Origin of the sequence: Streptomyces griseobrunneus, assembly GCF_046713465.1 — a bacterium.
In the GTDB taxonomy this organism is placed as follows: domain Bacteria; phylum Actinomycetota; class Actinomycetes; order Streptomycetales; family Streptomycetaceae; genus Streptomyces; species Streptomyces microflavus.
Genome location: NZ_CP177080.1, coordinates 2328430 through 2354816, shown reverse-complemented (window position 1 = coordinate 2354816; position 26387 = coordinate 2328430). Strand labels below are relative to the sequence as shown.

At 69.2% G+C, this 26387-nt stretch carries 26 protein-coding genes and 1 pseudogene; 7 read left to right on the top strand and 20 right to left on the bottom strand.

Annotated elements, in window-relative coordinates; translation table 11 throughout:
- Window positions 1–48 precede the first annotated feature (48 nt).
- Window positions 49–3942: a polarized growth protein Scy gene (gene scy / locus ACK8N7_RS10260; RefSeq protein WP_403209818.1), complete on the bottom strand. Its 3894-nt coding sequence runs from the start codon at window positions 3940–3942 to the stop codon at window positions 49–51.
- Between the two features lie 204 nt (window positions 3943–4146).
- The gene (mce, locus tag ACK8N7_RS10255) at window positions 4147–4575 is read right to left on the bottom strand and encodes a methylmalonyl-CoA epimerase (protein WP_015611400.1); all 429 of its coding nucleotides are present in this window, start codon (window positions 4573–4575) and stop codon (window positions 4147–4149) included.
- A 175-nt stretch (window positions 4576–4750) separates the two neighbouring features.
- On the opposite strand from mce, the gene ACK8N7_RS10250 reads away from it, so the two are divergent.
- Window positions 4751–5926, top strand: coding sequence for an acetyl-CoA C-acetyltransferase (locus ACK8N7_RS10250; RefSeq protein ID WP_403210076.1), 1176 nt, complete (start codon window positions 4751–4753; stop codon window positions 5924–5926).
- 34 nt (window positions 5927–5960) lie between these two features.
- A complete protein-coding gene (gene meaB / locus ACK8N7_RS10245; protein WP_403209820.1) occupies window positions 5961–6929 on the top strand; it encodes a methylmalonyl Co-A mutase-associated GTPase MeaB in 969 nt (322 codons plus the stop codon).
- A 788-nt stretch (window positions 6930–7717) separates the two neighbouring features.
- Here the strand turns inward: meaB and ACK8N7_RS10240 are convergent.
- A complete protein-coding gene (locus ACK8N7_RS10240; protein WP_403209822.1) occupies window positions 7718–8452 on the bottom strand; it encodes a PepSY domain-containing protein in 735 nt (244 codons plus the stop codon).
- A gap of 119 nt (window positions 8453–8571) precedes the next feature.
- Between ACK8N7_RS10240 and ACK8N7_RS10235 the strand changes: the two genes are divergently transcribed.
- Both ACK8N7_RS10235 and ACK8N7_RS10230 read left to right on the top strand, forming a co-directional pair.
- Window positions 8572–9234 carry a response regulator transcription factor gene (locus tag ACK8N7_RS10235; RefSeq protein ID WP_403209824.1) on the top strand — a complete coding sequence of 221 codons (663 nt, stop codon included), beginning with the start codon at window positions 8572–8574 and terminating at the stop codon, window positions 9232–9234.
- Window positions 9231–10694 (top strand): sensor histidine kinase, encoded by a 1464-nt coding sequence (locus ACK8N7_RS10230; RefSeq protein WP_500441968.1) that lies wholly within the window; start codon window positions 9231–9233, stop codon window positions 10692–10694. Before ACK8N7_RS10235 ends, ACK8N7_RS10230 begins: the two co-directional genes overlap by 4 nt.
- A gap of 83 nt (window positions 10695–10777) precedes the next feature.
- Here ACK8N7_RS10230 and ACK8N7_RS10225 read toward each other — a convergent pair whose 3' ends face one another.
- The 4 genes from ACK8N7_RS10225 to ACK8N7_RS10210 form a co-directional block, all read right to left on the bottom strand.
- Entirely contained in the window at window positions 10778–11254 is a 477-nt protein-coding gene (locus tag ACK8N7_RS10225; protein WP_403209828.1) for a MarR family winged helix-turn-helix transcriptional regulator, read from the bottom strand.
- A 149-nt stretch (window positions 11255–11403) separates the two neighbouring features.
- On the bottom strand, window positions 11404–12174 hold the full coding sequence (locus tag ACK8N7_RS10220; RefSeq protein WP_403209830.1) for an AIM24 family protein: 771 nt from the start codon (window positions 12172–12174) through the stop codon (window positions 11404–11406).
- Window positions 12171–12821 (bottom strand): AIM24 family protein, encoded by a 651-nt coding sequence (locus tag ACK8N7_RS10215; protein ID WP_403209832.1) that lies wholly within the window; start codon window positions 12819–12821, stop codon window positions 12171–12173. Before ACK8N7_RS10215 ends, ACK8N7_RS10220 begins: the two co-directional genes overlap by 4 nt.
- Entirely contained in the window at window positions 12821–13453 is a 633-nt protein-coding gene (locus ACK8N7_RS10210) for an AIM24 family protein (protein ID WP_403210078.1), read from the bottom strand. The genes ACK8N7_RS10215 and ACK8N7_RS10210 overlap by 1 nt, the downstream gene beginning before the upstream one ends.
- A gap of 233 nt (window positions 13454–13686) precedes the next feature.
- Between ACK8N7_RS10210 and ACK8N7_RS10205 the strand changes: the two genes are divergently transcribed.
- Together ACK8N7_RS10205 and ACK8N7_RS10200 are read left to right on the top strand one after the other, a co-directional pair.
- Window positions 13687–14037, top strand: a complete 351-nt coding sequence (locus ACK8N7_RS10205) for a DUF3817 domain-containing protein (protein WP_403209834.1) — start codon at window positions 13687–13689, stop codon at window positions 14035–14037.
- Window positions 14034–14168: pseudogene (locus tag ACK8N7_RS10200) on the top strand (thiamine-binding protein); the annotation flags it as partial. The gene ACK8N7_RS10205 and the pseudogene ACK8N7_RS10200, both read left to right, overlap by 4 nt.
- 171 nt (window positions 14169–14339) lie before the next feature.
- On the opposite strand, the gene ACK8N7_RS10195 reads toward ACK8N7_RS10200, so the two are convergent.
- The 9 genes from ACK8N7_RS10195 to ACK8N7_RS10155 all read right to left on the bottom strand — a co-directional run bounded on the left by ACK8N7_RS10195 (window position 14340) and on the right by ACK8N7_RS10155 (window position 23228).
- On the bottom strand, window positions 14340–14591 hold the full coding sequence (locus ACK8N7_RS10195) for a DUF7848 domain-containing protein (RefSeq protein WP_403209836.1): 252 nt from the start codon (window positions 14589–14591) through the stop codon (window positions 14340–14342).
- Between the two features lie 297 nt (window positions 14592–14888).
- The gene (locus ACK8N7_RS10190) at window positions 14889–15734 is read right to left on the bottom strand and encodes a helix-turn-helix domain-containing protein (protein ID WP_403209838.1); all 846 of its coding nucleotides are present in this window, start codon (window positions 15732–15734) and stop codon (window positions 14889–14891) included.
- Between the two features lie 2 nt (window positions 15735–15736).
- Window positions 15737–16261, bottom strand: a complete 525-nt coding sequence (locus tag ACK8N7_RS10185; RefSeq protein ID WP_403209840.1) for a DUF6879 family protein — start codon at window positions 16259–16261, stop codon at window positions 15737–15739.
- Window positions 16221–16475, bottom strand: a complete 255-nt coding sequence (locus ACK8N7_RS10180; RefSeq protein WP_403209842.1) for a hypothetical protein — start codon at window positions 16473–16475, stop codon at window positions 16221–16223. The genes ACK8N7_RS10185 and ACK8N7_RS10180 overlap by 41 nt, the downstream gene beginning before the upstream one ends.
- 87 nt (window positions 16476–16562) lie before the next feature.
- Window positions 16563–16721, bottom strand: coding sequence for a hypothetical protein (locus tag ACK8N7_RS10175; RefSeq protein WP_403209844.1), 159 nt, complete (start codon window positions 16719–16721; stop codon window positions 16563–16565).
- Between the two features lie 124 nt (window positions 16722–16845).
- Window positions 16846–21255: a peptidoglycan DD-metalloendopeptidase family protein gene (locus tag ACK8N7_RS10170; RefSeq protein ID WP_500441963.1), complete on the bottom strand. Its 4410-nt coding sequence runs from the start codon at window positions 21253–21255 to the stop codon at window positions 16846–16848.
- Window positions 21252–21536, bottom strand: a complete 285-nt coding sequence (locus tag ACK8N7_RS10165) for a hypothetical protein (RefSeq protein ID WP_403209848.1) — start codon at window positions 21534–21536, stop codon at window positions 21252–21254. The genes ACK8N7_RS10170 and ACK8N7_RS10165 overlap by 4 nt, the downstream gene beginning before the upstream one ends.
- 72 nt (window positions 21537–21608) lie before the next feature.
- Window positions 21609–22004 carry a hypothetical protein gene (locus ACK8N7_RS10160; RefSeq protein WP_403209850.1) on the bottom strand — a complete coding sequence of 132 codons (396 nt, stop codon included), beginning with the start codon at window positions 22002–22004 and terminating at the stop codon, window positions 21609–21611.
- A gap of 801 nt (window positions 22005–22805) precedes the next feature.
- Window positions 22806–23228: a phage terminase small subunit gene (locus ACK8N7_RS10155; RefSeq protein WP_457810823.1), complete on the bottom strand. Its 423-nt coding sequence runs from the start codon at window positions 23226–23228 to the stop codon at window positions 22806–22808.
- Window positions 23229–23452: 224 nt separating this feature from the next.
- On the opposite strand from ACK8N7_RS10155, the gene ACK8N7_RS10150 reads away from it, so the two are divergent.
- Window positions 23453–23656 carry a hypothetical protein gene (locus tag ACK8N7_RS10150; protein ID WP_403209852.1) on the top strand — a complete coding sequence of 68 codons (204 nt, stop codon included), beginning with the start codon at window positions 23453–23455 and terminating at the stop codon, window positions 23654–23656.
- Between the two features lie 42 nt (window positions 23657–23698).
- On the opposite strand, the gene ACK8N7_RS10145 is transcribed toward ACK8N7_RS10150, so the two are convergent.
- The 4 genes from ACK8N7_RS10145 to ACK8N7_RS10130 all read right to left on the bottom strand — a co-directional run bounded on the left by ACK8N7_RS10145 (window position 23699) and on the right by ACK8N7_RS10130 (window position 25543).
- Window positions 23699–23935 (bottom strand): hypothetical protein, encoded by a 237-nt coding sequence (locus tag ACK8N7_RS10145; protein ID WP_403209854.1) that lies wholly within the window; start codon window positions 23933–23935, stop codon window positions 23699–23701.
- Between the two features lie 3 nt (window positions 23936–23938).
- The gene (locus ACK8N7_RS10140; protein ID WP_403209856.1) at window positions 23939–24301 is read right to left on the bottom strand and encodes a hypothetical protein; all 363 of its coding nucleotides are present in this window, start codon (window positions 24299–24301) and stop codon (window positions 23939–23941) included.
- An 11-nt stretch (window positions 24302–24312) separates the two neighbouring features.
- Window positions 24313–25197 carry a hypothetical protein gene (locus ACK8N7_RS10135; protein ID WP_403209858.1) on the bottom strand — a complete coding sequence of 295 codons (885 nt, stop codon included), beginning with the start codon at window positions 25195–25197 and terminating at the stop codon, window positions 24313–24315.
- Window positions 25198–25279: 82 nt separating this feature from the next.
- Window positions 25280–25543, bottom strand: coding sequence for a hypothetical protein (locus tag ACK8N7_RS10130; RefSeq protein WP_403209860.1), 264 nt, complete (start codon window positions 25541–25543; stop codon window positions 25280–25282).
- Window positions 25544–26387 lie beyond the last annotated feature (844 nt).

Here is a 26387-nt window from a genome sequence, read left to right as displayed (position 1 = left end):
GTGCGCCTGCCTCTTCCCCCGTGGCCCGCCGTCTCCCCCGTACGACCACTACCTCTCCGACGACTTGCCTCCCGATCGCGTCCCCGCAGCGGCGGGTGCCTTGCCGCCGCCCGCCGGTCCGCCCGCCGGTTTCCCGCCCCCGGTCGGCGTCTCGAAAGATTCCAACGCCTCCAGCACGTCCTGGACACGGGAGATCTCCGTATTGATGTCCTCGCGCCTGCGCACCAGGACATCCAGCTCGCGCTTGCCCTCGGAGACCGTCTTCTCGGCCTCGGCCGCCGCGTCGGCCCGCAGCTTCTCCGCCTCGCGGATCAGCCCGGCCTTCTTGGTCTCGGCCTCCTTGAGCAGCGACTCGGCCCGTTTCACCGCGGCGATCCGGACCTTGCTCGCCTCCGAATTGGCCTCCGCCAGCAGCTCCTTGGCCTTCGCCTCGGCCTCGTCGCGCTGCTCGGTCGCCGCCTTCATCAGGTTGTCGACGCGCTCGCCGGCGGTCTTCATCTGCTCGGACGTCTCGCGGCGGGCCCGCTCGTGGAGCTGCTCGATCTCGCTCTCCAGCCGGGCCCGCAGCTCCTCGGCCCGCTCCCGGATCTGGGTCGCGTCGCGACGGGCGCCGACCAGCAGCTCGTCGGCGTCGGTACGGGCGCGCTCCACCAGGGTGTTGCCCTCGACGGTCGCCTCCGAGGTGATCCGCTGGACCTCCTTGCGGGCCGCGCCGACCATGGTGTCGGCCTGCCCCTCGGCCTCGGTGGCCGTACGCAGCGCCTCTTCCCGCGCTTTGTTGATGAGCTGGTCCGCCTGCTCCGCCGCGTCCGCCCGGCGCTTGGACGCCGCCTCGCGCGCCTCGTCCAGCAACCGGTCGGCCTCCTGGCGGGCCTCGGAGCGCAGTTCCTCGGCCGCCGACTCCGCGTCCGCGCGCAGCCGTTCGGCCTCCTCGCGGGTGCGGGCGGCGTGCTCCTGCGCGGAGCCCAGCCGCTCGGCCGCTTCGGTACGCAGCCGCTCGGCCTCCTCGCCCGCCTCGGCCAGCAGCCGGTCGGCCTGCTCGGTCGACTCCTTGCGGCGCCGGTTGGCCTCCGTGGTGGCCTCGACGACGAGCTGCTCGGACGCCTGCGAGGCCTCGTTGCGGATGCGCTCGCTCTCGGTCGTCGACTCGGCCATGAGCCGGTCCGACTGGGCCGCCGCCTCCGAACGGATCCGGTTGGCGTCCTGCCGGGCCTCGGCCCGGGCCTTCGACGCGTCCTGCTCCGCCGACGTGAGGGCGTCGGACGCCTCCGTACGCACCCGCTGGCTGTACTCCGAGGTGTCCGCGCGCAGCCGCTCCGACTCGGTGATCGCGTCGGAGACCGTCCGCTCGGCCAGCGCCTTCGCGGCCTCGGTCTCCTCGTGGGCCTCCTGCCGCAGACGGGCCGACTCCTCGTTCGCCTCCCGCCGTAGGCGGACCGCGTCCTCGGAGGCCCGCTCCCGCTCGGCGTGGGCGTCGGCGCGGACCCGGTCCGCCTCCTCCTGCGCCTCGGTACGGGTGCGCTCCGCGACATGCTCCGCCGTCGAGCGCAGCCCGGAGATCTCCTCCTCGGCCTGCTCGTGGAGACCGGCGACGGAGTCCCGCACCTGCTGCGCGGTCTGCTCGGCCGCCGAGACCAGCTCGGTCGCCCGGGCGTCCGCCTCCTCGACCAGCCGCTGGGCCTCGGCCTGCGCCTCCTCCACCCGCTTGCGGGCGGAGGCCAGCAGCTCCTCGCTCCGCTCGCGGGCCCGCTCGCGCTCCTGCCCGGCCTCGGTACGGGCCGCGCCGAGGATCTCCTCGGCCTCCCGGCGGCGGCGTGTGGCCTCCTCCCGGGCGGCGTCCAGCGCCTCGGCGGCCTCGGCACCGACCCGCTCGGCGGCGGCCGCGGCCTCGGCCCGCACACGGTCGGCGCTCTCCTGCGCCTCGGACTTGAGCCGCTCGGCCTCGGTGGCCGCCTCCGTGCGCAGCCGTACGGCGATGGCCTCGCCCTCGGCCCGGGAGCGTGAGGCGTCCGCCGCGGCCTCGTCGCGCAGCAGCTCGGCCTCCGCGCCGGCCTGCTCGGTCACCGCGCGTACGCGCTCGGCGGCCTCGGCCCGCTGCCGCTCCGCCTCCTCGTTCGTCTCGCGGCGGATCCGCTCCGCCTCCGTACGCGCCTCTCCCAGCGCCTCCTCGGCGGCGGTGAGCCGGGTCTCGGCCTCGGTGTGCAGCCGGTTCAGCTCGTCGGCCGCCTCGGCCTGCCGGGCGGCGACCGCGCGCTCGGTCTCCTCGCGCAGCCCGGCCGCTCCCCGCTCGGCCTCGGCGGTGGTGGCCGCCGCCTGCTCCTCGGCCTCGGCCCGCAGCTTCTCGGCCTCGGCGCGGGTGCGCTCCAGTGTCTCCTCGGCCTGCTTGCGCAGGGTGGCAGCACGCTCGGCGGCCTCGGCGCGGATGCGCTCGCTCTCGCCGTTCGCCTTGGTGCGCAGCTCGTCCGCGTCGGAGCGCGCCTTCGTCAGCAGCTCCTCGGCGGTACGGGCGCCCTCCTCCAGCTGCTGGACCGCCTCGCGGCGGGCCTCGCCCCGGATCCGCTCGCCCTCGGCGACCGCCTCGGAGCGCAGCTGCTCGGCCTCGCCGCGGAGCCGGCGGGCCTCCTCCTGGAGCTCGACCGTCTTGGCCCGGTACTCCTTGGTGTCGTCCTTGGCCGCACCCTTGAGCTCGTCGGCCTGCTCGGCGGCCTCGCCGCGCAGCCGGTCCGCCTCGGCCTCCGCCTCGCGGCGGATCCGGTCGGCCTCCTCGCTCGCGGCCCTGGTGGTCGACCGGGCGTCCTCGGAGGCCTTGGTGAGGACCTCCTCGGCGCTGCGGGCGGCCTTGGCGAGCTGGGCCGCGGCGTCCTCGGCGGCCGCCGTACGAGCCTTCTCCGCCGCCTCCGCGACCAGCCGTTCGGCCTCGGCGCGGGCGTCGACGAGGGCCTGCTCTGCCTCCTCCTTGAGCGCCTCGGCGCTCTTGGTGGCCTCGCCGACCAGCCGGGCGATCTCCGACTTGGCCGTACGGGTGCGCTGCTCGTTCTGCGACTCTGCGCCGGCCAGCCGCTTGGCGGCCGCGTCCTTCGCCTCGGTGAGGACCTTCTCGGCCTCCAGGCGGGACTCCCGCAGCCGGGTCTCGGCCTCCTGGAGCCGCTGCTCGGCGGCCCGGTTCAGCTCGGCCGTCTGCTGGCGGGTCTGCGAGGTCTCCGCGGTGGTGCTGGAGCGCAGCTGCTCCGCGTGGCTGGTCGCCTCCTGGGCCTGCGCGGAGGCGGCGCCCAGCAGGCGCTCGGCGTCCTTGCGGGCGCGCAGCAAAATCGCTTCGGCTTCGGACCTGGCCGCCTCGGCCTCCGAGCCGACGCGCTGCCGGGTCTCCTCGGCCAGCCGGGCGGTCTCGGACCGCGCTGCGGCGAGCGCCTGCTCGGCCTCGGCGCGGGACTCGTCCAGCAGCCGGCGGGCCTGCGACTCGGTGCGGGCCCGCAGCTGTTCGGCCCAGGCGACGTTCTCGTTGACGTGCGACTCGACGGTCTGCCGGCGCTCGGCCAGCTCCTGGTCGAGCTGCTGCCTGCGCTGGACGGCCTCGTTGTGCAACTCCGCCTGCAGGCGCGCCTGGTGCTCGGCGTGCTCCTGGAGGATGCGCTGCGTCTGGGCACGTGCCTCGCGCAGCTCACGCTCGGCGTCGCTGCGCAGCTGCTCGGCCTGGATCTGCGCGTTCCGCAGGAGCTGTTCGGCCTGGTAGCCCATGTCCGCGCTGTCGTAGGCGGGACGGGTCGCCAGACTGCGCCGCGCCTCGTGCAGTTTGGCGCGCAAGACCTCGACCTGGTAACCGAGGTCCTCGGCGTGCTGGACGGCCTTCTCCCGGTCGGTCTTCAGCCGGTCCATCTCGGCTTCGAACCGCGAGAGATGGTCGTCTTCAGCTCGGTGGCTCTCCTGGCTTTCGTAGCCCCGCACTGCGCGGTCCCATCCTTCCCCGAGCTCTCAACTTTGTTCGAGCAGGGGAGACCCCAACCCTGGTCGCAACTCTCCGCACGAGTATCCCTCGCCGGTGAGCGGTCCCCCGGGGAATGGTGACAGACAAATGACGAGGACGCGGTACGGCCCCGACCCGGCCCCGGCCCGGAACCGCCCACTCTACCGGGCCGGGTATCCGCCGGGTCAGTGCTCCGGGCTGCTCGTGACCAGTTCGGTGAGGACGCCGTGGCAGTCCTTGGGGTGCAGGAACGTGATCCGGGACCCCATCGAACCCGTCCTGGGCTCGTCGTACAGCACACGGACGCCCTTCTCGCGGATGTCCGCGGCGTCCCCGTCCACATCCGCCGTACCGAAGGCGATGTGGTGGACGCCCTCCCCATTCTTTGCCAGCCACTTGCCGACGGCCGAATCCTCCCGGGTCGGCTCCAGGAGCTGGAGGTACGAAGCGCCGCCGTCCGAGGTCTCGTTGATCTTGAGCATGGCCTCCCGGACGCCCTGCTCCTCGTTGATCTCGCTGTGGAACACCTCGAATCCGTACGTGGCACGGTAGAACTCCACCGTCTTGTCCAGGTCGAAACAGGCGATCCCGATGTGGTCGATACGCGTCAGCATGGATTCAGCATGGCTTCGCTCCACCGCTCCCGCCACGGTTACACAACGTGCGCGCCGTCACACCGGCAGCCGGATGACGGGCGCGGTACCGCTCAGTACATTCAGGTAAACCCTCGTTCACATCCGATCCCAAGGGGCCGTGCCCATGCCAGCAACGACCGGTACCACCACGTCAGTGATCGTCGCGGGCGCCCGGACGCCCATGGGCCGTCTCCTCGGCTCCCTGAAGAGCTTCTCCGCGGCCGATCTCGGCGGGGTCGCGATCAAGGCGGCCCTGGACCGGGCCGGTATCGGCGGCGACCAGGTGCAGTACGTGATCATGGGCCAGGTGCTCCAGGCCGGAGCGGGCCAGATCCCCGCCCGCCAGGCCGCCGTCAAGGCCGGCATCCCCATGAACGTGCCCGCGCTCACCATCAACAAGGTGTGTCTCTCCGGGCTCGACGCCATCGCCCTGGCCGACCAGCTCATCCGTGCCGGTGAGTTCGACGTCGTGGTCGCGGGCGGCCAGGAGTCGATGACCAACGCCCCGCACCTGCTGCCCAAGTCCCGCGAGGGCTACAAGTACGGCGCGATCGAGATGCTCGACTCGATGGCGCACGACGGTCTCACCGACGCGTACGAGAACATCCCCATGGGCGAGTCCACCGAGAAGCACAACAGCCGCCTCGGCCTCGACCGCCTCGCCCAGGACGAGATCGGCGCCCTCTCCCACCAGCGGGCCGCCGCCGCCCGGAAGAACGGTCTCTTCGAGGCCGAGATCACCCCGGTCGAGATCCCGCAGCGCAAGGGCGACCCGGTCCTCTTCTCCCAGGACGAGGGCATCCGCCCCGAGACCACGGTCGAGTCCCTCGGCAAGCTGCGCCCCGCCTTCGCCAAGGACGGCACGATCACCGCGGGCACCTCCTCGCAGATCTCCGACGGGGCCGCCGCGGTCGTCGTCATGAGCAAGGCCAAGGCGCAGGAGCTGGGCCTGGACTGGATCGCCGAGATCGGCGCCCACGGAAACGTCGCGGGCCCCGACAACTCCCTCCAGTCCCAGCCCTCCAGCGCCATCCGGCACGCCCTGAAGAAGGACGGCCTGAGCGTCGAGGACCTCGACCTGATCGAGATCAACGAGGCGTTCGCCGCCGTCGCCGTACAGTCCATGAAGGACCTCGGCGTCACCCCGGACAAGGTCAACGTCAACGGCGGCGCCATCGCGCTCGGTCACCCGATCGGGATGTCCGGCGCCCGGGTCGTCCTGCACCTGGCCCTGGAGCTGAAGCGGCGCGGCGGCGGCACGGGCGCGGCGGCGCTGTGCGGCGGCGGCGGCCAGGGCGACGCGTTGATCATCCGCGTCCCGGGCAAGTAACACCGTACGTAGACGAGGCAAGGCGAACGGAGCGGTGAACGTGGACGTGGACGTCCCCACGCTGGTCGAGCAGGCGCGAGCAGGCAGGCCGCGTGCGGTGGCCCGGCTGATCTCGCTGGTGGAGGGGGCGTCCCCGCAGCTGCGCGAGGTGATGGCCGCACTGGCGCCGCTGGCGGGTCATGCGTACGTCGTCGGCCTGACGGGCTCGCCGGGCGTGGGCAAGTCCACCTCCACCTCCGCCCTGGTCTCCGCCTACCGCCGGGCGGGCAAGCGGGTCGGCGTCCTCGCCGTCGACCCGTCCTCGCCGTTCTCCGGCGGTGCGCTGCTCGGCGACCGGATCCGGATGGCGGACCACGCCTCCGACCCCGGCGTCTACATCCGCTCCATGGCCACCCGGGGCCACCTCGGCGGCCTCGCCTGGTCCGCCCCGCAGGCGATCCGGGTGCTGGACGCGGCGGGCTGCGACGTGATCCTGGTCGAGACGGTCGGCGTCGGCCAGTCCGAGGTGGAGATCGCCTCCCAGGCCGACACCTCCGTGGTGCTGCTCGCCCCCGGCATGGGCGACGGCATCCAGGCGGCCAAGGCCGGAATCCTGGAGATCGGCGACGTCTACGTGGTCAACAAGGCCGACCGCGACGGCGCCGACGCCACCGCCCGCGAGCTGAACCACATGCTGGGCCTGGGCCAGTCCCGCGGCCCCGGCGACTGGCGCCCCCCGATCGTGAAGACGGTCGCCGCCCGGGGCGAGGGCATAGACGAGGTCGTGGAGGCCCTGGAGAAGCACCGCGCCTGGATGGAGGAGCACGGCGTCCTCGCCGAACGCCGCACGGCCCGCGCCTCCCACGAGGTCGAGACGATCGCGGTCACGACCCTGCGCGAGAGGATCGCCGACCTACGGGGCGACCGCCGCCTGCACGCCTTGGCGGAGCGGATCGTGGCGGGGAGCCTCGACCCGTACGCGGCGGCGGACGAGCTGGTGGCGGGGGTGACGGGGGAGGGGTGAGGGGCTTCCGGGGCGAGCCGGAGAAGCCGTGTGCCTGGCCTGGCGGGCGGCTACCTGTGCACTTCCTCTTTCTGAGGGTCGTACGTCAGAAGGCCGTGCTTCCGTGCCAAGAGGATGAGTGCGTCCAACAGCTCCTTCTTCCTGGACCAGGAAATGGCTGACAGGACGCATTCCCCGTCGCCGTACACGGGCGACGACCAGGGCGTAGCTCATCTGTGACTCCTGAAGGGGGAGGAGGGAACGCTTCTCGCTTCGGAGGAGCGGCGGTAGCGATGACGGCCTGGAGGTCGAAGACAAGGGCCGGCCAGTAACGCCGCAGATCCGCCAGCCGGTTGAAGACCTGTTCGGCCGTGGCTCGCTCCCGGCCCTTGTCGCCCCCGAAGTCCCGCAGGGTGACCATGACTTGGTATCGGTCGAACGGGATGCCCTGGTCTTCCTCGTAGTCGTGGCTCAACTCGAGTTCGAGCCCCGTGCCACCGAGGTCCGCGCTGTAGTCCACCGGCCCACGGGCGACCGGGAGCAGCCGGCCACCGGAAGCCGTCGCCACGTCCGCTGCCAGCGTCTCACCGGGGACACCGGGGTGGATGAAGATGCTGTGGTGGGAGGTCATAGCGGGCCGCCGTCCATGAGGTCGCCCACTTCCGACGCTCCCGACCGCCGGCGGAGCGGGCCTACGAGGGGCTTCATTCTGCCTCCCCCGCGCCTTGGATGGGGCGGGGCGCGGAACGGCCCCGTACCGCTACTGCGGTACGGGGCCGTGCTTCCTCGGGGTGCCGAGCGGCGGGTGGTCAGTCGTCGTCGCCGTCGCGGTCGTCGCGGTCGTCCGCGCTGTCGTTCCGGTCGTCGCCGTCGTCGTCCCGGTCCACCGTGACCGTGCCGGTCTTGGCGTCGACGTGGAGTTCGTGCTGCTTGCCGTCCTTGCCCGCGATGTCGACATCCCAGTGCAGGACGTTGCCCCGGCGGCCGTCGTCATCGTCATCGTCGTCGTCCAGGTCGATCGACGTGATGCTGCCCGGCGCTGTCTTCAGGGCCGCCTCCGCCGCCTGGTTCAGGGAGACGGTGGAGGAGCGGGGCGCGTTGCGGTCGTGGTCGTCGTTGTCGTCGTCCTCGCGGGTCTTCAGGACCTTGCCGGTGGTGGCGTCCACCGTGATGTCGTGCCACTTCTTGTCGGAGCCGTGGACGTCCAGCTCCCAGACCGTGCGGCCGTTGTGGTCGTCGTCGTCGTCCAGCCCCGCCTCGGTGACCGTGCCGGGGGCGCTCTTCAGGGCCGCTGCCACCGCCTGGTCGAGGGTGATGCGGGTGTCCTTGCCGCCGGCCGTCCGCGTGGTCTCCTCGGCGTCGTCGGAGCGGTCGTCGCGGTCGTCGTCCCGGTCGTCCGAGCGCTCCGCGCCGGTCGTCGGCTGCTGGGCCGTCGTGCCGGTCCGGCGGTCGCCGTCGTCGTCCGCGAAGGCGACGGTGGCGGCGGCCGTGCCGCTGATGAGAACGGCCGCGGTGATCGCTGCGATGGTGACGTTGCGCTTCATGAGGTTCCTCCCCGAGAGCTGCTGTGCTGTTCGACGGGTTCCACACTGCCGACCTGATGCTGAACGCAGCCTGAAGCCACCTGAAGGCGTCTTCAGGTGGAGTTTGCGAGGCTGTGCGCATGCGCCTGTTGATCGTGGAGGACGAGAAGCGTCTCGCGGTGTCCCTCGCCCGGGGACTCACCGCCGAGGGCTTCGCCGTGGATGTCGTGCACGACGGGCTCGAAGGGCTCCACCGGGCGAGCGGGGGCGGCTACGACCTGGTGATCCTCGACATCATGCTGCCCGGCATGAACGGCTACCGGGTCTGCGGTGCCCTGCGCGCCGCCGGACACGAGGTGCCGATCCTCATGCTGACCGCCAAGGACGGCGAGTACGACGAGGCCGAGGGGCTCGACACAGGCGCGGACGACTACCTCACCAAGCCCTTCAGCTACGTCGTCCTCGTCGCCCGGGTGCGCGCCCTGCTGCGCCGCCGAGGGGCCGGGACCGCCGCGCCCGTCCTGACCGTCGGCACCCTCCGTATCGACACCGCCGCCCGCCGCGTCCACCGCGGTGAGGACGAGTGCGCCCTCACCGCCAAGGAGTTCGCCGTGCTGGAGCAACTCGCCCTGCGCGCCGGGCAGGTGGTCAGCAAGGCCGAGATCCTGGAGCACGTCTGGGACTTCGCCTACGACGGCGACCCGAACATCGTCGAGGTCTACATCTCCACCCTGCGCCGCAAGCTGGGCGCCTCCTCCATCCGTACGGTGCGTGGCGCCGGCTACCGGCTGGAGGCGGGATGAGGTCCGTCCGGGCCAGGGCCGCCATCGGCGCCACCCTGGTCGTCGCCGTCGCCCTGGTCGCCGCCGGGCTCGCCGTGCTCTCCGTCCTGCGGACCAACCTGATCGACCAGGCCGACCTCCAGGCGGAGGTCGCCGCCCGGGAGGTGGCCGGGCAGCTCGCCCTCGACACCGCCTACGCCGATCTGGACCTGGACGACGAGGAGGACCATCCGGTCCAGGTGACCGACGAGGAGGGGCGGGTCGTCTTCGTGTCCCAGGGGCTGCGCGCCATCTCCGGGACCGGCTCGGCCGGCGTCAGCCCCGTACCCTCCGCCTCGGTCGGTGCCACCCCTTCGCCCGGCGACGACGATGACGACGGCGACGGCGACGACGATGACGATGACGGGGGCGGCAGCGGGCGGCCCGGGCGCGGTGAGGTCTCCTCCGACGACCCGGACTTCTCCGACGGCACCGCCACCGTGGACGGCAGGAAGGCCGACTACCGGTTCGCCGCCGTCGAAGCGACCACCTCCGCCGGAATCACCCTGACCGTCCACGCGGGCGCCCCGCTCGCCGCCGAGCAGGAGGCGGTGAACACCGTACGCGGAGCCATGCTGACCGGACTGCCGCTCCTCCTGGCCGTCGTCGCCGGGGTGACCTGGCTGGTGACCCGGCGCGCGCTGCGGCCCGTCGAGGGCATCCGCCGTGAGATGGCCGCGATCACCGCCTCCGAGGACCTGGCCCGCCGCGTCCCGGAGCCCGATTCGCGCGATGAGATCGCCCGCCTCGCCCGGACGACCAACGAGACGCTCACCGTCCTGGAGGCCTCCGTGGAGCGGCAGCGGCGGTTCGTCGCGGACGCCTCGCACGAGCTGCGCTCCCCGATCGCCTCGCTCCGCACCCAGCTTGAGGTGGCCGAGGCCCACCCCGAGCTGCTCGACCTCCCGGGCGCGGTCGCCGACACGGTACGCCTCCAGGTGCTTGCGGCGGACCTGCTGCTGCTGGCCCGGCTGGACGCGGGGGAGAAGCCGGGGACCGCGCGGATCGAGGCGGGGGCGCTCGTCCGCGAGGAGGTGTCCCAGCGGACCGGGGACCGGATCCCGGTGACGGTGGAGGTGGCCGAGGGTGCGGCGTACGAGGTGAGCGGGTCGCGCGGGCAGCTGGTCCGGGTGGTCGGCAACCTGCTGGACAACGCCCAGCGGCACGCCGAGGGGCTCGTCGCCGTCTCCGTGGCGGCGGACGGCCGCGGGGTGCGCGTGGAGGTCCGCGACGACGGGGCGGGCGTTCCCGAGGACGAGCGGGAACGGATCTTCGAACGGTTCGTCCGGCTGGACGACGCCCGCAGCCGCGACGACGGCGGTGCGGGTCTAGGCCTCGCCATCGCCCGGGACGTGGCCGCGCGCCACGGCGGGACGCTCACGGTGCACCGGGCCCCGGAGGGCGGCGCGGTCTTCCGGCTGTGGCTGCCCCGCGCGGCCTGAAGTACCGGGACCCGGGCCGCGAACGCGAAGACCGGTGCCGCCACAGCCCCGGCACCGGTCTAACGCGCACGGACGGACGGACGTTACGGCTTCCCGCGCCGCCCCCGCAGGTGCTCCGCGATCGGCGTCAGCGCCGCGTGCAGCTCCGCGAGTGCCTCGGGGGAGAGCAGGTCCATGAAGTGGTTGCGCACCGATTCGACGTGGCGCGGGGCGACCTTGCGCATGGTCTCGGCGCCCAGCTCGGTGAGGACCGCGTACAGTCCCCGCCGGTCCGACTCGCAGTGGGTGCGGCGGACCAGGCCCGCGGTCTCCATCCGGGTGATCTGGTGCGAGAGCCGGCTCTTGGACTGCAGGGTGGCGGCGGCGAGGTCGCTCATCCGCATCCGCTGCTCGTCGGATTCGGAGAGGTTGACCAGGATCTCGTAGTCGTTCATGGTCAGGCCGAACGGCTGGAGGTCCTTCTCCAGCTGGTGCATCAGCAGCCTGCTGACGTCCAGGTGGGTGCGCCAGGCGCACTGCTCCGTGTCGCTCAGCCAGCGGGTGGCCGTCTCGGTCTCCATATATGGATTCTACCTAAGAAGTTGAAATCCGGACGAAACTAACGGGTGTGACGACGGGCACTCCGGGTCCACCGGAGTATCGGCGGGCCCCTTGGCAAGGGCCGACGGCTGGGCGCAGACGTTCGACGTCACACTCCGCAGCCTACCGCTCACAAGCCGAAGCGACGCTGGAGGTCCCCCAGCTGGCCGGGCATGCGCGGTGTGCCCCCACCGCCCGGCGCGGACCCGCCGCCCGGGACTCCCGGCTCGTTCGGCACCGCGCCCGTCGCCTGCTCCGCCCTCAGGGCTTCGCTGGACTGGAGCAGCACCGTGCCCGCCCCCACGAACTCGAACTGGTGCTCCTCGCCCGACGTCCCGCCGATCCCCGTCAGCGACCGGATTCCGCCCATCACGCCCGTCATGTACCCGTGGTCGTAGTGGTGGCACGGCGAGGGGCAGTCCGCCCAGCCCACCAGCGCCTGCGGGTCGACCCGCAGCGGCGGCTCCATGAAGACCACGGGACCGTTCGACGCGGCCACGAACTTCCCCGTACCGATCAGCGTCACGAACCCGGGCACGATCGACTGCTTCAGCGCCAGGGTCGGCTCGTACGCCAGCAGGTTCCCCGAGCGGATCGTCAGGTTCCCGTTCTCCAGGTCGAAGGAGTTCACATCGAAGGCCCGGTCCGCGAGCAGCATCTTCCCGCTGCCCTCGGCCACCACCCAGTCGCCGGCGTGCAGCGGCGAATGGAAGCTCGTACGCACCAGCCGGTCGAACCGGCCGTTCCCGATGCCGTCGAAGTTGATCTGCCCGTAGTAGGCGATCATCTTGCCCTTCTGCAGGAACCACCGGCTCCCCTTGAGCTCCACGCAGAAGGTGTAGGGGTTGACGTTGTCGTCCGACGGCAGCGTCATCGGATCGAAGATCACGGGCGTGCTCACAGCTTCTCCTCCGAGGCCTGGACGTACACCGCGCCGCTCCCGCTCAGCTCCAGCTGGAACGCCTCGCCGGAGCCGCGACCCACCATGTCCCGCCAGCCGACCGCGGTGGAGAGCTTGTTGCGGACCTCGCCGTGGTGGGCGACGTACGCCTGCGGGTCCACATGGACGTCCCGGCCCGGGGTGATCGGCAGCTCGATCACCCCGCCGTGCGCCATCACCGCCACCGCGCCGTGCCCCTTGAGGGTGGTGGTGAAGAGGCCCTGGCCGGTCACCTGACCGCGCACCATGCCCATCACGCCGCCCTGCGAGCCCATGAACATCGTGCCCTGCTGGAGGGTCCCGTCGAAGGCGAGGAGGCGGTCGGCCTCCACGTACAGGGTGTCGCCGGCCAGGTTGATCACCTGGATGTGGTGGCCGCCGTGGCCGAACATCACCGTGCCCGAGCCCTCCACCGTCATCAGCGGTGTCGCCTCACCCGTCACCCGGCGGCCGATCATCGAGGCGAAGCCGCCCTGGCCGCCCTGGATGTTCGGGGTGAAGGAGACCTCGCCCCGGTAGGCCAGCATCGCGCCGCGCTGGCTGAACAGCTTCTGGCCCGGGGCCACCGTGGCCTCGATCATCTTGGAGTTGATCTCCCGGAACGGCATCAGACATCGCCCCCGACGGTGTTGCGCTCGCTCGGCTGTACGTAGACCAGGCCGTCGCCCTCGAAGCGGATCTGGAACGCCTCGCCCGAGCCCTCGCCCATCAGCGTCCGGAAGTTCACCCCGGCCTGGAAGTGCTGCTGGAGGTTGCCCTGGTGGGCGATGTACGCGCCCGGGTCGACCATCAGCGGGTACTGCGGGGTCACCCGCAGCAGCACCGCCGCGCCGTCCGACATGATCGCCGCCTGCCCGGTGCCCTCCACCGTGGTGGTGAACAGGCCGTTGCCGCTCGCCCCGCCGCGCAGCCCGGTGAACGTCGTCCCCGTGCGCAGCCCGGCGTCGGTGGCCAGCAGATTGCTCGCCTCCACGTGCAGCTTGTCGCCGTGCAGCGCGACCAGGTTGATCTCGCTCGCGCGGTCGGCGAAGTAGCAGGTGCCCTGCCCGGACACCTCCATCACCGTCATCTGTTCGCCGGTCAGCCGGCGGGTCACCATCCCGCGGAGCCCCTCACCGCCGCCGGACAACTTCTTGAAGGTCATCCGGCCGTCGTACGCGACCATCGAACCGTTCTTCGCCTTGACGCCATCGCCCGTCAGATCGACGGCGAGCGTCTTGCTGCCTTGGAGTCGGAACATCGCCACGCGACGAAGGTAGCCGCCCGTCCCGCGCCCCGGCCAGGTCCTACGGAACCGTTACGCCCCTGATGCTCCCCTGATGCGTACCCGGACCGGCCCTGATATGCGGCGATACGCGCAGCCGCGGACGGGACGAGCCCCGGCGCCGGGGGCGGGCCGGTGCGATGCCACAATAGGGGCGGCTTGTGCCTGGGTTCACAAGCCCACACGCCCCTCCCACCGAAGGTGCCCTCGTGGACATCAAGACCGCTTCCGCCCTGCACCGGCTGCGCCTCATCTCGCTTCCCGAGGCGCTCTCCTTCCCGGCGCTCCTCATTTTCGGCTCGCTGCTCATGCGGGTCTCGGACATCGACTTCCTGATGCCGCCCCTCGGCATGATCCACGGCGTCCTCTTCACGATCTACGTCGTGTTCCTGCTGGACGTCTGGATCAAGGCCAAGTGGCCCCTCAAGCGTGTCGCGCTCTTCTTCCTCCTCGCCGTCATCCCCTTCGGCGGCCTCTACGGCGACAAGCTCCTGAAGCAGTACGAGGCCGACGGCGTCATCGCCGCCCGCGCCCGCCGCGAAGGCACGGTCAGCGCATGATCGTCGCGTTCTCGGTCTCCCCGCTCGGTGTGGGTGAGGACGTCGGGGAGTACGTCGCCGACGCCGTGCGGGTCGTCCGTGAATCCGGGCTGCCCAACCGCACCGACGCCATGTTCACCTCCATCGAGGGCTCGATGGCAAAGGCGTGAGTACATAGCTCGCGTCGTCCTGAACACCACAAAACCCCGCCTCCCTGGGGGTGGGAGACGGGGCTCGGGGGTTGGAGCGGTGGGGGCGGTATGTCGACCGGGCCCCCACCGCTCCTCGCGCGCCCTGGCTGTGACGAGCAGCGGACGCGCGGTCTATGTGGTTGCCGCTGGCGGGTCGGCGGCCTCACCCTCGCGGACTACGAAGGCTGAGGAGCTGACGGTCCGGCGGAACACGCGGTGGTTGCTGGCGCCTGCGTGGACCAGGCACTGTTCGTCGACCACGGCCGTGTCTGTCGACGGCACGGCGGTCCACGCGCATCGCTGACAGCCGGCGTCGTAGATGACCTTGGTGTCCGGGTGCTGCCTGATGGTGTGCGGGACATGCCGCACGATGGCGCGCGTCACGCTGACCGCCTCCGCTCGGTGTGCGGGTGGCGCCTGATCTCCACGGAGAGGTCGGTTGCGTGCGACGGGTCGTAGGCGGGGCTGCCCACCTCCGTCGCCTGCCCCCACTGCTTGAGCAGTGCTGCGCAGATGTCGCAACCGGTGGCGGCCCGTGGTCGCTCCGGTAAGGGGCTCGTCAGGGTTACCGGGCCTTGCAGGTGGTTGCTCATCGAGGCACCTCCGCTGGGGGCTGACGAGACAACGCTAGGTGCCTGAGCACCGATGGTTCTGCGAAGTTCTACGGAGTTCTACGCGACCTCAAACGAGGGCGGAGATGCAAGCAGCGATCACCCGGTATGCCTCATGCCCGAAGAGGGCCGCGCTCTCCATCTCGCCATGCGCTGCCAGGTACTGCCCGACCTCCGTCGGGGCGGTGATGGTCATTGCCGCCGTCAGTAGCTCCACGTAGACGGCTTCCTCGTCGTACAGCGTGAAGGTTTCCAGCGGCCACATGGCGTCCGCTGACGCCGGAATGATGCCGAGTCGCACGGAGGGCACGGTCGACAGCGTCAGGAGGTTTCCTAGCTGTGCGGCCATGGTCTCCGCCGTGCCGACCCTCCGACGGAGCGCGGCTTCTTCAACGACGAAGAGGAACGTCTTACCGGGCCGGCGGAGGATCCGCGACCGGGCCACCCGAGCGTCGGCCGCTGCATGTGAATCGTCGGGGGTGCCGTGGAACCGCGCGATGTCGTGAAGGAGCGCCTGTGCGTACTCCTGTGTCTGGAGCATGCCCGGGATGACGCTGGACGAGTAGACGCGCATGTAGGTCGTGCGCTCATGGATCGGGATGCGCGACTCCTGGACGCGCTTCAGTCCCGTCCGCTGAATCCGGCGCCACTCCGTGTACATCGTGTTGGCGTCGCGGGACGCAGCGATGATGTCGTCCGCCTGATCCTCCGCTCCGCACGCCTGACACCATGCCCGGATGTCGTCGTCAGAGGGCGCGCTGACACCACCTTGGATCCGGCTCACCTTCGACTTTTGCCAGCCGGACCGAACGGCGATGTCCTGCCCCGTCAGCCCAGCGTCGAGACGCAGCTCCCGTAATCGCGCGGCGACACGTTCGCGGGCCTCTTGAATGCGGGCTGACGGGGATACAGACACGGTTAGACCTGGAACTCCTTGTGTGGGACGGCTCGCTCCCAGACGGCCGCCACGGCATCCGCGACCTGGCCGACGATGCGGGGATCGTAGGTCATCTCATGACCTACCAACCCGCCATCACCGGTGAAGATGCCGAACTTCACCGCGCGGTTGTCGAAGATCCAGAGATCATTTCCGGGGAGTAGGAGGTCAGACGCCTGACTGCGCGGCAACCAGCGAACGTCCTCACCGGCCGCAAGGTTCTGCGGAGTGATGGAGTGCTCGTACCTGATGTACTCGGTGACCGGCTCCGACACCACCCGCACGCGACGCACGCTGACACCCCGGGCGACGCCTTCGGACACGAGCTGATGGAACGGTGTCCACCACGACTTCCGGTCGTCCAGGTCGTAGCCCTTGCCTGCCCGGAAGTTCGCGAAGTCCGCGTCCTCCTCCGCCACGGCGTAGACGTCACGGGTCTCCAGGTGCACCGCGGATCCACTGGTCTCAGCCAGTAGCTCCGCGAAGGTGGGCACGCTCTGCGGCATCGCATGCCTCCCTCAACACCTCGACCATGCGGAACGGCACTTCGACGACGCTTTCAGTGTCGGGGATATGCCCCGTGGCGAGGCACTCCGTCAGCGTCTCCGCGTCGGAGTTCCACCCTTGGACCACGATCCGCTCCCGCTCATGGTCTACCCAGACCGTGGGGCAGTTCTCCCCGCCGGTGTTCGGGTCCTTCGCGATGAAATGTAACGCCATGACGTCTCCCTCGTTGGAGCAGTTGCGCAATGTTCTACGACGATGACGTGGCGTCACTGCTCCCGTCAACCACGCGGCCGGTTGACGTCACAGCCAGCCGGCCGACCGCATGCGCGTCCGCCAGGTGCGCCCGTGCGACGGGTTGCAGTAACGCTTGACCTTTCCGCGGCCCGGGACCTGCGGGACTTCGGTGCTGCACTGCGGGCAGATGACGGGCTGACTCTTGGAGGGGTCGGCGAAGCTCATGGTGTTCTGCCTCTCAAGTAGGAGGCCCCTGGGGGCCCGTGTCGGGCCGCTCCAGGGGCAGTTGGGGAATACATCGGCCGCCTCCCTCATGTCGACGGAGGCGGCCCGTGTGTGCTTCTGTGCGTCAGAGGATCCGGCCGGTCGCGAGACCTTGGGCTACCACCTCGTTGTTGTGGTCGATGCGGCTATCCACGAAGCCAGCCACTTCCTGACCGTCGATGTAGTTCTTGACGATCACGTTGGGCACTGTCGCGGAGTCGCTGCTACCTCGCCCGGGGATGCTCTGCGTCGCACGAGCCATCGCCGTGGAGTCGCTGTTGCTGTGCACCTTCGTCGGAGTGAGGAACTCCAGCAGCTCCGGTCCGCGTTCGCCGACCCACGCCGTCTCGCCGATCTGCGGGAAGCCGCCGGAGGCGTATCCCGCGATCTTCTTGCCGATGGCAGGAGCGAACCCGTAGTGGTCCGTGAAGAGGGAGTCGTTCCACCCCCGCGCACCCTTGCCGACCACCACGCCGTCGCCTCCGCGGCTCTCAACGTTCACACCCGCCAGGGTGCCGGCTGTGTGGCCAACTCCGGCGTTGGTGATGCCGACCTGGAAGGGCGAGCGGAGGTTGCGCACCCAACCTGCGGGAGCGTTGTCGCCCTGGAAGCTGAATGTCGACCACAGACGACCGGTCGGGATCTGCCCCAGGATGACCTTCTGGATTGACGACATGAAGCCGGAGCAGTCGAACGACGGATCGCCCGCCCCGCCCCACTGGTAGGGCTTGCCGGCCTGCGAGCGGGCCCACATGAGGGCATTGCCGACGCTGCCCGTCGCTGACGTACCGTTGCCGTCGCCACCGAACAGCGAGTTCTTCAGGCTCTTCAGCAGCGCTACGGGGATCTTCGTCGCCATCTGACCCCATCGGGAAGAGGCGAACTCCTTCATCTGTTCCTTGGCCCATCCCGTCGCAGCGTTGAACACCTTGTCGGGGTTGGTAAGGAACTCAGCGGTGCCCATGATGGAACTTCCGACGGACTTGACGCCGCCCCAGAGCTTATCGACGATGCCTCCGTCCGCGAATGCAGGCATTCCGTTGGAGATCGCTCGCTGAACGGCTCCAACGCCGCCGGAACGGGCTGCTGCGTTCCATGTGTTGATGGGATCGTGGCCGAGAGCGCGAGTAACTTCCGGCCGGAGAATCGCTTCACCGCCGCCCACCGCAATCACTCGATCGTCGCGACCGGGCGAATAGCCAGACATGATGCCACCGTTGTAGAAGCCTTCGAGCTGTAGGGGCTTCAGATCATCGACGTCAGTGATCTTGGCAACGGCGTTCCAAACGGGGAGGATTCCACCGTTGTAAACCGTGTCGATGATGACCTTGATAGGCTCTTTCGCGATGTCGGCGACCTTGGACCACGCCTCGTCGATGAACGAGTTGGCGTCCTCGAAGGAATCGGCAACAGCCTTGATGCCGTCGCGCATCCACTTGAACGCTGGCTTCAGGTGCTTCGTGTAGAGAAGTTCAGCTCCGTTGCCAATCCACCCGAACACCGGCTGCAGAATCTCCCGCCACAACCACTTCCCGGCGTTGGCGAGCTGCTCGAACGACTCCTTCGAGTGCTTGAATGCTGGCTTAATAGAGTTCGCGTAGAGCCACTTGGCGCCCGTGCCGATCCACCCGAATACGGGACTGAGCACGGTGGTCCAGAGCCACATAGCATCGGCCCCGATTTCCTTGAAGGCGGGGCCAACCGCCTTTTCCCAGAGCCACATCGCGATAGCGCCCAGTGCCTTGAACGCCAGGTAGGCAGGCAGGAGGAACAGGGTGATGACGCCTGTCACCAGCAGCTTTGCGCCCTCGTAGATGTACCCGAAGACGGGACCCAGATAGCTCCACAGCCACACGGCTGCGGCACCGATGGCCTTCATTCCGGTCCAGATGCCGTTGAAAGCAGGCTTGATGACGCGGTTCCAGGCGTAGTCAACGGCTGCCTGAATTCCCGCCCACGCTCCGTCGACGATCTTGCGGAAGGTCTCACTGTTCTGGTAGGCCAGGGTGAAGCCGGCAATGAGCAGACCGACGACGAGCACGATGGCCCGGATGATGGGGCCGATTCCCGTTGCCGCGAGAACGGTTCCAAATCCCGCCGTGGCGATCGTCGAAAGCAGGATCACCGACTGATAGACGTACATCGCTGCCGCGAACGCCGTCATGCCGATAGCAATCGCCTTCTGAGCGGCGTAGATACCCCAGAGACCGACGATCAGTTCCGGGTGGTTCTGCGCCAGCCACGAGACGGCTTCGAATACCGGGCCGATCACTGCCATAACGGTTGTCGACAACGGAGCGATGGCCTTCGAAACGTCGATGGCTGCCGTCAGAACGTCGCCCAGGAATTCGCCAACGCCAGGTGCGGTTTCCTTGACGTAGTCCAGGAACTTTTCGAACTCCGGGGATCCCTTAAGACTCGACCCCCAACGCGCGAATCGCTCGGTGATGCTGTCAGAACGGTCCGCGATCCCGTCCATGTGCGGAAGGAACGCGTCGATGACTCCGGCGATGCCCTTGAGAACGTTGCCGAACGCCACACCGAGACCGACGATTGCCGGTTCCGCGGACTCCGCGATGCCCTTCTTGAACTCATCCCAGAAGGGGGAGTCGAGTTCCTTGCTCGCCTTGTCCTGGAGAATGCCGATACCGTCAGCAGCAGCCAGAACCAGCGGCGTCAGACCGGGCAGGGAGTTCTTCGCACCGTCGACGGCTCGCGTGAACAGTGGCAAGACGGCCGGCTGAAGTTCCTTGCTCCACGCCTTGAACGCCTTCGTCAGTCCCGACGGGCCGGCGATGGACTCGAACAGTGCTCGCTGCGGACCGGTGAGCTTCTCCAGCGCCGCTTTGTACTCGTCCGCCTTCGTGACGGCCTTCGCGGTACTCGTCGTCGATGAGAGGCGAGCGGAGGCGAGACCACGCTCAGCGTTGGCGATCTGATCCGCGGCCGACACCTGGGCTTCCGCGGCGCTGCGGGTCGCGTCGCTCACCCGCTCCTGAGCATCGGCGATGGATCGGGCGGCGGCGACGGCTGCCTTCGTCTGGCTGTCCTGCGCCTGGCGGAGAGCGTCGGTGGCATCCGTGACGCCCCGTTGCGTCGCACGAAGGCGCTCCTGAGCGTCCTGGACGGCTTCCGAGCCCTCAACCCCGGCCTTGCGCTGCTTCTTCTCGGCCTCCTGGAGCGCCTTGAGGTCCGCCTTCTGACGATCCGCGTTGCGGACGGCCTGGTCATAGGCGAGCTGCGACTGTGCCCGCTGCAAGTCGGTGGCCTTGGGGTCCGCCATGGTGGCGGCCAGCTCCTGCTGCGCCTCCGTGACCCGTAGAGCGGCGTCACGCTGCGCGAGTCCCGAGTCAATGAGCCGGTCCTCCAGCTCTGCGAGCTGCTGCGCTGCCGTCTTACGGGCCTGCGTCAGGTCATCCTCGGCCTGCCTGGCGGTCCGCTTGGCGTCCGTCAGCGACGTCTCAGCGCGCTTGACCCCGTCAGCCGCCGACTTCCGCTGCTCCGCGGCACGGGTGGCAGCGTCGGCAACGGCTCGTTCGGCTACTTCGATCTGCCGGTTCGCCTGCGCGATGCTGGCGGCTGCGTTGCGGTGAGCTGACGCCAACGAGGCCTGCGCGCCAGCCATCTGGAGAGCCTTGGAGGCTGCCTGCGAGGCGACCTGAGCGCTCTTGTCGGTGGCGTTGGCCGATTCCTTCTCGGCTGCCGTTTTGGCTGTCAGAGCCTCTGTGACGCCCTTGATGGCTGGCACGGCTGCCAGGGCCAGGGCGCCGACTCCTGCGCCGGCGGCTGCGGCCATCGTCACGACGGCACCCAGACCGGCGGCGATGATCGGCCCGAGAGGCACCGCAGCCGTTGCGCCCATCTGAATTCCGAGTGCGAGCAAAGCGGCTGACGCCTGCGAGGTGTCGATCTTCACCGGGACGTCGATGCGTCGTCGGTCGATGGCGTCGATCTCGTCGCGCATGGCGACGAGAGCGGCACGGGCTGCGGCGGTATCGGCCCGCACGGCAACGTTCGGATGCTGAGCGCCTAGACGCTCCAACTCCCTTTCCAGCCGCACGACTTCAGCGCGAGCGGCCATGGCGTCGATGTCGACACCTATACGCTTATTGGAGAGCTGTTCGAGCCGACTACGGAGCCGTGCAAGTTCGGCGTCGGCCCCGACCGCTGAGATTCCAATTTCGAGCTTGGGCATCGCCTTGAAGGCGGCTTGCAGATGCCGCTTCATGGAGCCGGCGAAGGCACCGGCGTTCTGGTCACCCTGACGTCGCGACGCTGCCTGTCCGGCCTGGCCGGCTCGGTTGATCGCGCTGGGGATGTTGATCGTCAGGTGCTGAGCGAGGGACCGGCTCATGGCCTGGCCCATCCGCTCGCCCGCCTCCGAACCTACTCGGTCGGCGATGGGGAGGACCAACGCCTTCAGCTTGGCGTGGAACTGCGGGATTACGGGGACGACGTCGACCGCTGCTCCGCCGACGATGTCGAGGTCGGTCACAGCAGCTCACCGCCGCTCGTGATCTGGAAGTCCAGGAGGCGGTCGACGTCGGTGGGGTCGCGACGGGCGTTCAGCATCCGCCCGACTTCGTGGAGGCCGGCAGCCATCGCCAGAGTGCGCGGGGTCTGCGCCATCGCCTCAACGCCCCGGCGAAGCCACTCAAGGTCTCTACAGGCGTCGCCGCAGTGGGTGGTCGGCAAGGGCATGTCGGCGATGAGGACCAATTCGACATGGAACCGGCAGCCGTCTCGTTCGCAGATGTGGTCTCGGGGGTTGTTCATGGGCCCTCCAGGGCATGCCGAACGCCCCCACGTCGACGAGGACGAGGGGGTGAGGCGTAAGTCAGTGGGGCGCTACGTCAGTTCGTCGACGAGCGCGGAAATGTCGGCCAGCGCCGACGGGGAGCCGCGGAATCGGTCTCCGGTGACGGTCAGGAACCGTCCGGTGCCGTACACCTCCACGGCGTAGCCGCCGCTTCTTCGGATCCGCCGTCCCTGTCGGACGTGGGCAAATCCGAAGATGTGGAGGCCGTGGCCGGAAGGGGAGACTTCGGCGTACGTGGGCCCCGCCTTGCGGAGGATGTCCTCCGCCCACGTGGTCAGGTAGCCGTCAGGCAAGATCGCATGGTCCAGGTCCAGGCAGACGATGCCGTCGCCGTTAAGGACGAAGCCGAGCCCCGCGCCGGCCGTCGACTTGGACGCCTCGCGGTAGCTGCTCCATGTCCGCGGATCAGTCGACGAGGCCGCCATGCCGGCAACCGTCAGCGGGACCTTCGTCGCGGACCGACGAACCCACCTGTCGCGGGTCGTCAGCTCAGCGGGGAGTGCGTCGCGTCTGGCTGCTCTGTAGATCGCCTTGCGGCATCGAGGGGAGCACGCCTTCGCGTGACTGCGTGACATGAGCGGCATCGGCCGGTCGCAGTGTCCGCAGGTTCGATCCATGGGTTCAGTCTACCGACTGCGTCCCACTTTCAGCGCTCTGACCTGCGCATTTTGCCAGGACTTGACCAAAGAGGCGAAGGCGACTCGCGTCTCCGGGTTGATCGTTCGGCACCCGCGATGGATGACGTCAGAGCCGCCCTGGGGGCCTCAGGGGCGCTCTCAGGGCGCTGCGCGACCGCCCAAGCGGTGCCCCGTAGGGGGAACTGCGTCCCAGTTTCGGAGCGAGGACCAGCACTCTTACGGTCTTCAAGGTCAAGGTCAGGGGATCACCCCCCTGGGGTGATCATGGGATCGTCGCAGCTCAGAGGGGGTTCGATCATCAGCCGAGCGTCGGTCGGCCCATCGGACCACACGCCTGAGACTCAGGCTCGCCAGCACGGGCCGCGTACGCCTGACGCGCTGCCTGCCAGCGGCGCCACGCTCGGATCACGGCGAGCGAGTTCATGCCATGTCGTTCCACGTCGGCGACCTCGTCAGCCTCCAGCCATTCCCGTACGAGGCACCGACGCAGCTCGGGCGGGCACGAGTAGGGCGAGACCTCACCCGTGCGTGTGTCCACGCCTCGTGCCTCGTCGGCCGCACGCTGCGCGCGTGCTGCTCGTCTGCTGTTCATGCGCTCACAGGCAGGCTGTGCACCTGCGCCATGCGCTCAGAGGGCGGCTCACCCACCTTGTACCGGCCCCGCGCCAACGCACCTGGCGTAAGCATTAGGTCGTTGGCCAACTGGCGCATCTCACCTATCAGTTGGGCTGAAACGCGGCTGCCTGTCAGCGTCGCTGATACAGCGATGACGTAAGCAGCGACGAGACCTGACATCGCGTCTTCGTAGACGGCTGCGACGGGTGCAGTCCACAGGTCGGACCAGTGCTCGCGCTCTGCGTCAGACCACTCACGCCCCTTGGGCATATCGGGCACGGGGTCGGTGCATCCTCCGGGGGGCAGGTAGGTCCACTCTGCCGCCTCGTCCGTGCGGTGCCGGCTGCGGGGCTTGTGCGGCTGCGGCTTGGGGCCTCTCGCGGCTCCGATGGCCATGCGGTTTCCTTTCAAGAATGCGACAACGCCCTATTGGCGTCGGGGGTGTTGCTGTGAGACGGTGCTTTCGCACCGGGGCTTATCCCGGACGCCACCATGGGCGGACCCACATGGACGCGTCGTGCACAGCGACCGACGCCTGTTTAGCAGTCACCTACTGCTTTGGAGTGCGCCCTCTTACGGGACCTCCAGCCTCCGTGTGAAGGGTCCGCACAATGTCCACCGTGCTTGTTGATGCTCTCGCCACGTCTCCGTATGCCTTCGTCGCGCTCCTCCTGGTGGTCTTCCTCGTCGTCGTCGTCCTCTGCGGGACGTTCATTTGGGCGCTTCGCATCAGCGTCCATGGCGTCAGGGGAGCCGAAAGGCCGGCAGTGATTGCCGAAGTCGGCAGCGCGCTGAAGGCGTTCGTGTTCTGGCGGAGGAAGTAACATCCACGCCCCCGCGGCTCGTGGTCGCGGGGGCTGGCTGTCTCAGCCCAGTCCGATAGCCGCGATGGCATCGAGACGAACGGCGTACGGCTTGGTTGCCACAGTCACCGTGAGCACGTTCGGGTACACCTGGCCCCCGAAGTGCGTACCCATAACGTAAGTAAGCGTCCCAGTCAGGGCCTTGCCGCTCGTCAGCTCTACGACAACGGCCGAGCCGCTCAGCTCGATGGCGCGATTCTTGATCGCCTGCGTGTACTCGTCGAAGATCATGGTGGTCATGGGTCAGCTCCGGGTGTAGGTGGGCGCGGTGTAGGGGTTGCGGGTGCCCGTCGGCAGGGGCCTACGCTCCGGGCGGTTGCCGTTCTCGTCCAGGCCGTGCTTCGCGCGGTACGCCGCGATTCCGGCGTTGATGGTTCCGGCGCCGCCTCCGACGTCGGAACCACGGGCACCGCCTGCGCGGGGGCCCTGCGGCGTCGGGTTCAGCTCCGCGGCGAACGAGGTTGCGTCCGCAGTGATCGACGCCTCGTCGGTGCCCTGGAGCCGTGCGGACTGCTCCGGAGTCAGGCCAGCCGTCAGGCCGGCGCGGAGCTTGGCCAGTTCGAGCACGGGTCCCGTCAGGGGCTCCGGGGTGATCTCTTCGGGCATGTCTGTGCCTCTCAGTTGATGTTGTTCACGATGTCCGCCGGAGCGGGCTTGCGTCCGTGGGCCGGGCGGGGCTTGGGGGCCGGCGCAGGCGTGTTGGGGATGACCTTCGGGGAGAGGTCGATGACCGGAGGCGCGTCGGAAACGCTGTGCCGGGTCTCGTACGCGTCCTGCGCGGCAATGACGTCCTCCACGCTCTCCGGTACGTAAGCGACGCCGTTCATCTGCGCGAGCCAGACGAGGTGATCGAGCGTGTACCGCTGGTTCTGCATGGCGGTGAACTGCCCGCGGGGCGTCTCGTCGCTGATGCCCACCGCGTCACCGAAGCCGCTGTCCTTGGCCCGCTGGTACGGGCTGCCGGGGCCGGTGAGCTGACCGAGCCGGAGCGTGTCCCACTGGCCGCTACGGATGTCGCGGAGCGTCGGCAGGAGGGCGCGGAGAGCCGTGTACGCCTCTGCTGCCTTCCCGCCTGCCGTCAGCGCCTCGTCGGCTGTACGGACGGCTCCGAGGGCTTCCGTGTGCTTCCTGGCCTCCTTCAGGAGGTCCGCAAGCTGAGTGCCCAGAGCCGCAAGGATCTCCGGAGCGTTCATCTCACGGAGGGACTCCACGGTCTGCGTGTGGATGCTGCCCGCGTACAGAGAGCCGACCGCGGAACGGAGGGCGTGAGCGCCGACGGCTGCTGTGTACGCCTCCGTGGCTCGCGCCTCCACGTCGGCCGGCATGGTGCCGCTACGGAGGTACTCCTCCACGGCCTCGTTCACGATCTTCTGCGCTGCGATCTCCGGAGCGTCGGCCGTGGGGACGGTGCGGTGAAGTTCGTCGACGCGCCTCTTGCGCTCGTGATGGTCCACGAGTTCGGGAATGGTCGCGTACGCCGCTTCAAGTGCGGGGTTGGGCATGGGCGTTGGCCTCTCTTGGAAATGACTCAGGCCCCTGCTGGAAGTGGCAAGGGCCTGCGTAAGGGGTCTGTGTGGGCGTGCGTCAGGCTGCGTCGTATTTGCCGATGCTCTCGAAGTACGCGCGTCGCTCGGCACGTCGCTCGCGACGCACCCTGGCCCGGTACGGGGCCTCCAGGCGGTGCCTGAGGCGCTCGGCTTCGTTGCGGCAATCGGCACACTTGCGGGTGAATCCGTCCGCCGCCAAGGCGTCCTTATGGAACGACTCGCCGTCGACGACGAGCGTCCGCGTGCAGGCGGGGCACTGCCGCGTAGGGCGGTCCGGGACGTCGCTGGTTCCGCTGATCATTGCTGGCTCCTGAAGATGTCCTGTCAGTCAGGTGGTCTGTCCGATGTGCGAAATAGAGAACCGCCGCCCGCAGGCAGCGCTTCAAGAGGTCTAAGGCTCCGGCGGAGCGCGTCGACGGAACGCGCAGGAGGAGTTCCGCGGTCAACGTCGGCGCTCAACGCCGGAGCCATGCGCGCCCCCTCCGGGAGAGGCGGCCGGGGAGCGCAGTGCGCGCAGGGCGGTTCGGTCTACAACCTGAAGCCGGCCCTGCGGTCTGTGTGGTCGCCACTCTGCGTAGTGACCGGTGAGAGGCCTCGCACGCGCGCGTGTATAGCCCCTCATATTGGTTATGGAGGGCGTGTGACGGTCCGCCGAGACGTCGAAACGGGCTCGCACGCCTCCCACCTGCGGTCTCTTCCGAAGTGGCCACTTGCAACGCCGCTTTCTTGTTACAGACCTATTACAAAAAAGTCCAGCATGTGGGATAGGGGCCACTTACGGGCCTCCGTGCGACCGCCAACGCTCCCTCTTGGGTCGTCAGCCGGCCGAACGAGCGGGGCTCTCGACTGTATGGAAGCCGCAGGAGGCCGCTGGAGCGCCTTGCGCGGGTTCGGTGGCTCCAGATACCGGGGCGGGGCTCTGCATCCGCGAGAGGGGCGCACAGGGCCTCTCTCGCCCGCTCCTCGTCGCTCCGCCCCGCCACCCTCGTCGGCCGACGTCGGGCAGGGCCTCCGATGCCCGCTAGGTCAGTTTGGACAGAATGGTCAAACTAAACGGTATTTTCCTTTCTCTCTAACGCGCGTTAAGGGAAAAGGAAAATACCGTTTAGTTTGACCAGATTGGCCAAACTGACCCGCGAAGCAGG

Coding starts and splice junctions, on each gene's coding strand:
- mce (WP_015611400.1), bottom strand. CDS start 4,575: ATGCTGACGCGTATCGACCACATCGGGATCGCCTGTTTCGACCTGGAC.
- ACK8N7_RS10240 (WP_403209822.1), bottom strand. CDS start 8,452: ATGAAGCGCAACGTCACCATCGCAGCGATCACCGCGGCCGTTCTCATC.
- ACK8N7_RS10235 (WP_403209824.1), top strand. CDS start 8,572: ATGCGCCTGTTGATCGTGGAGGACGAGAAGCGTCTCGCGGTGTCCCTC.
- ACK8N7_RS10230 (WP_500441968.1), top strand. CDS start 9,231: ATGAGGTCCGTCCGGGCCAGGGCCGCCATCGGCGCCACCCTGGTCGTC.
- ACK8N7_RS10225 (WP_403209828.1), bottom strand. CDS start 11,254: ATGGAGACCGAGACGGCCACCCGCTGGCTGAGCGACACGGAGCAGTGC.
- ACK8N7_RS10215 (WP_403209832.1), bottom strand. CDS start 12,821: ATGCCGTTCCGGGAGATCAACTCCAAGATGATCGAGGCCACGGTGGCC.
- ACK8N7_RS10210 (WP_403210078.1), bottom strand. CDS start 13,453: ATGTTCCGACTCCAAGGCAGCAAGACGCTCGCCGTCGATCTGACGGGC.
- ACK8N7_RS10185 (WP_403209840.1), bottom strand. CDS start 16,261: ATGCCGCAGAGCGTGCCCACCTTCGCGGAGCTACTGGCTGAGACCAGT.
- ACK8N7_RS10180 (WP_403209842.1), bottom strand. CDS start 16,475: ATGGCGTTACATTTCATCGCGAAGGACCCGAACACCGGCGGGGAGAAC.
- ACK8N7_RS10175 (WP_403209844.1), bottom strand. CDS start 16,721: ATGAGCTTCGCCGACCCCTCCAAGAGTCAGCCCGTCATCTGCCCGCAG.
- ACK8N7_RS10165 (WP_403209848.1), bottom strand. CDS start 21,536: ATGAACAACCCCCGAGACCACATCTGCGAACGAGACGGCTGCCGGTTC.
- ACK8N7_RS10160 (WP_403209850.1), bottom strand. CDS start 22,004: ATGGCGGCCTCGTCGACTGATCCGCGGACATGGAGCAGCTACCGCGAG.
- ACK8N7_RS10155 (WP_457810823.1), bottom strand. CDS start 23,228: ATGGCCATCGGAGCCGCGAGAGGCCCCAAGCCGCAGCCGCACAAGCCC.
- ACK8N7_RS10145 (WP_403209854.1), bottom strand. CDS start 23,935: ATGACCACCATGATCTTCGACGAGTACACGCAGGCGATCAAGAATCGC.
- ACK8N7_RS10140 (WP_403209856.1), bottom strand. CDS start 24,301: ATGCCCGAAGAGATCACCCCGGAGCCCCTGACGGGACCCGTGCTCGAA.
- ACK8N7_RS10135 (WP_403209858.1), bottom strand. CDS start 25,197: ATGCCCAACCCCGCACTTGAAGCGGCGTACGCGACCATTCCCGAACTC.
- ACK8N7_RS10130 (WP_403209860.1), bottom strand. CDS start 25,543: ATGATCAGCGGAACCAGCGACGTCCCGGACCGCCCTACGCGGCAGTGC.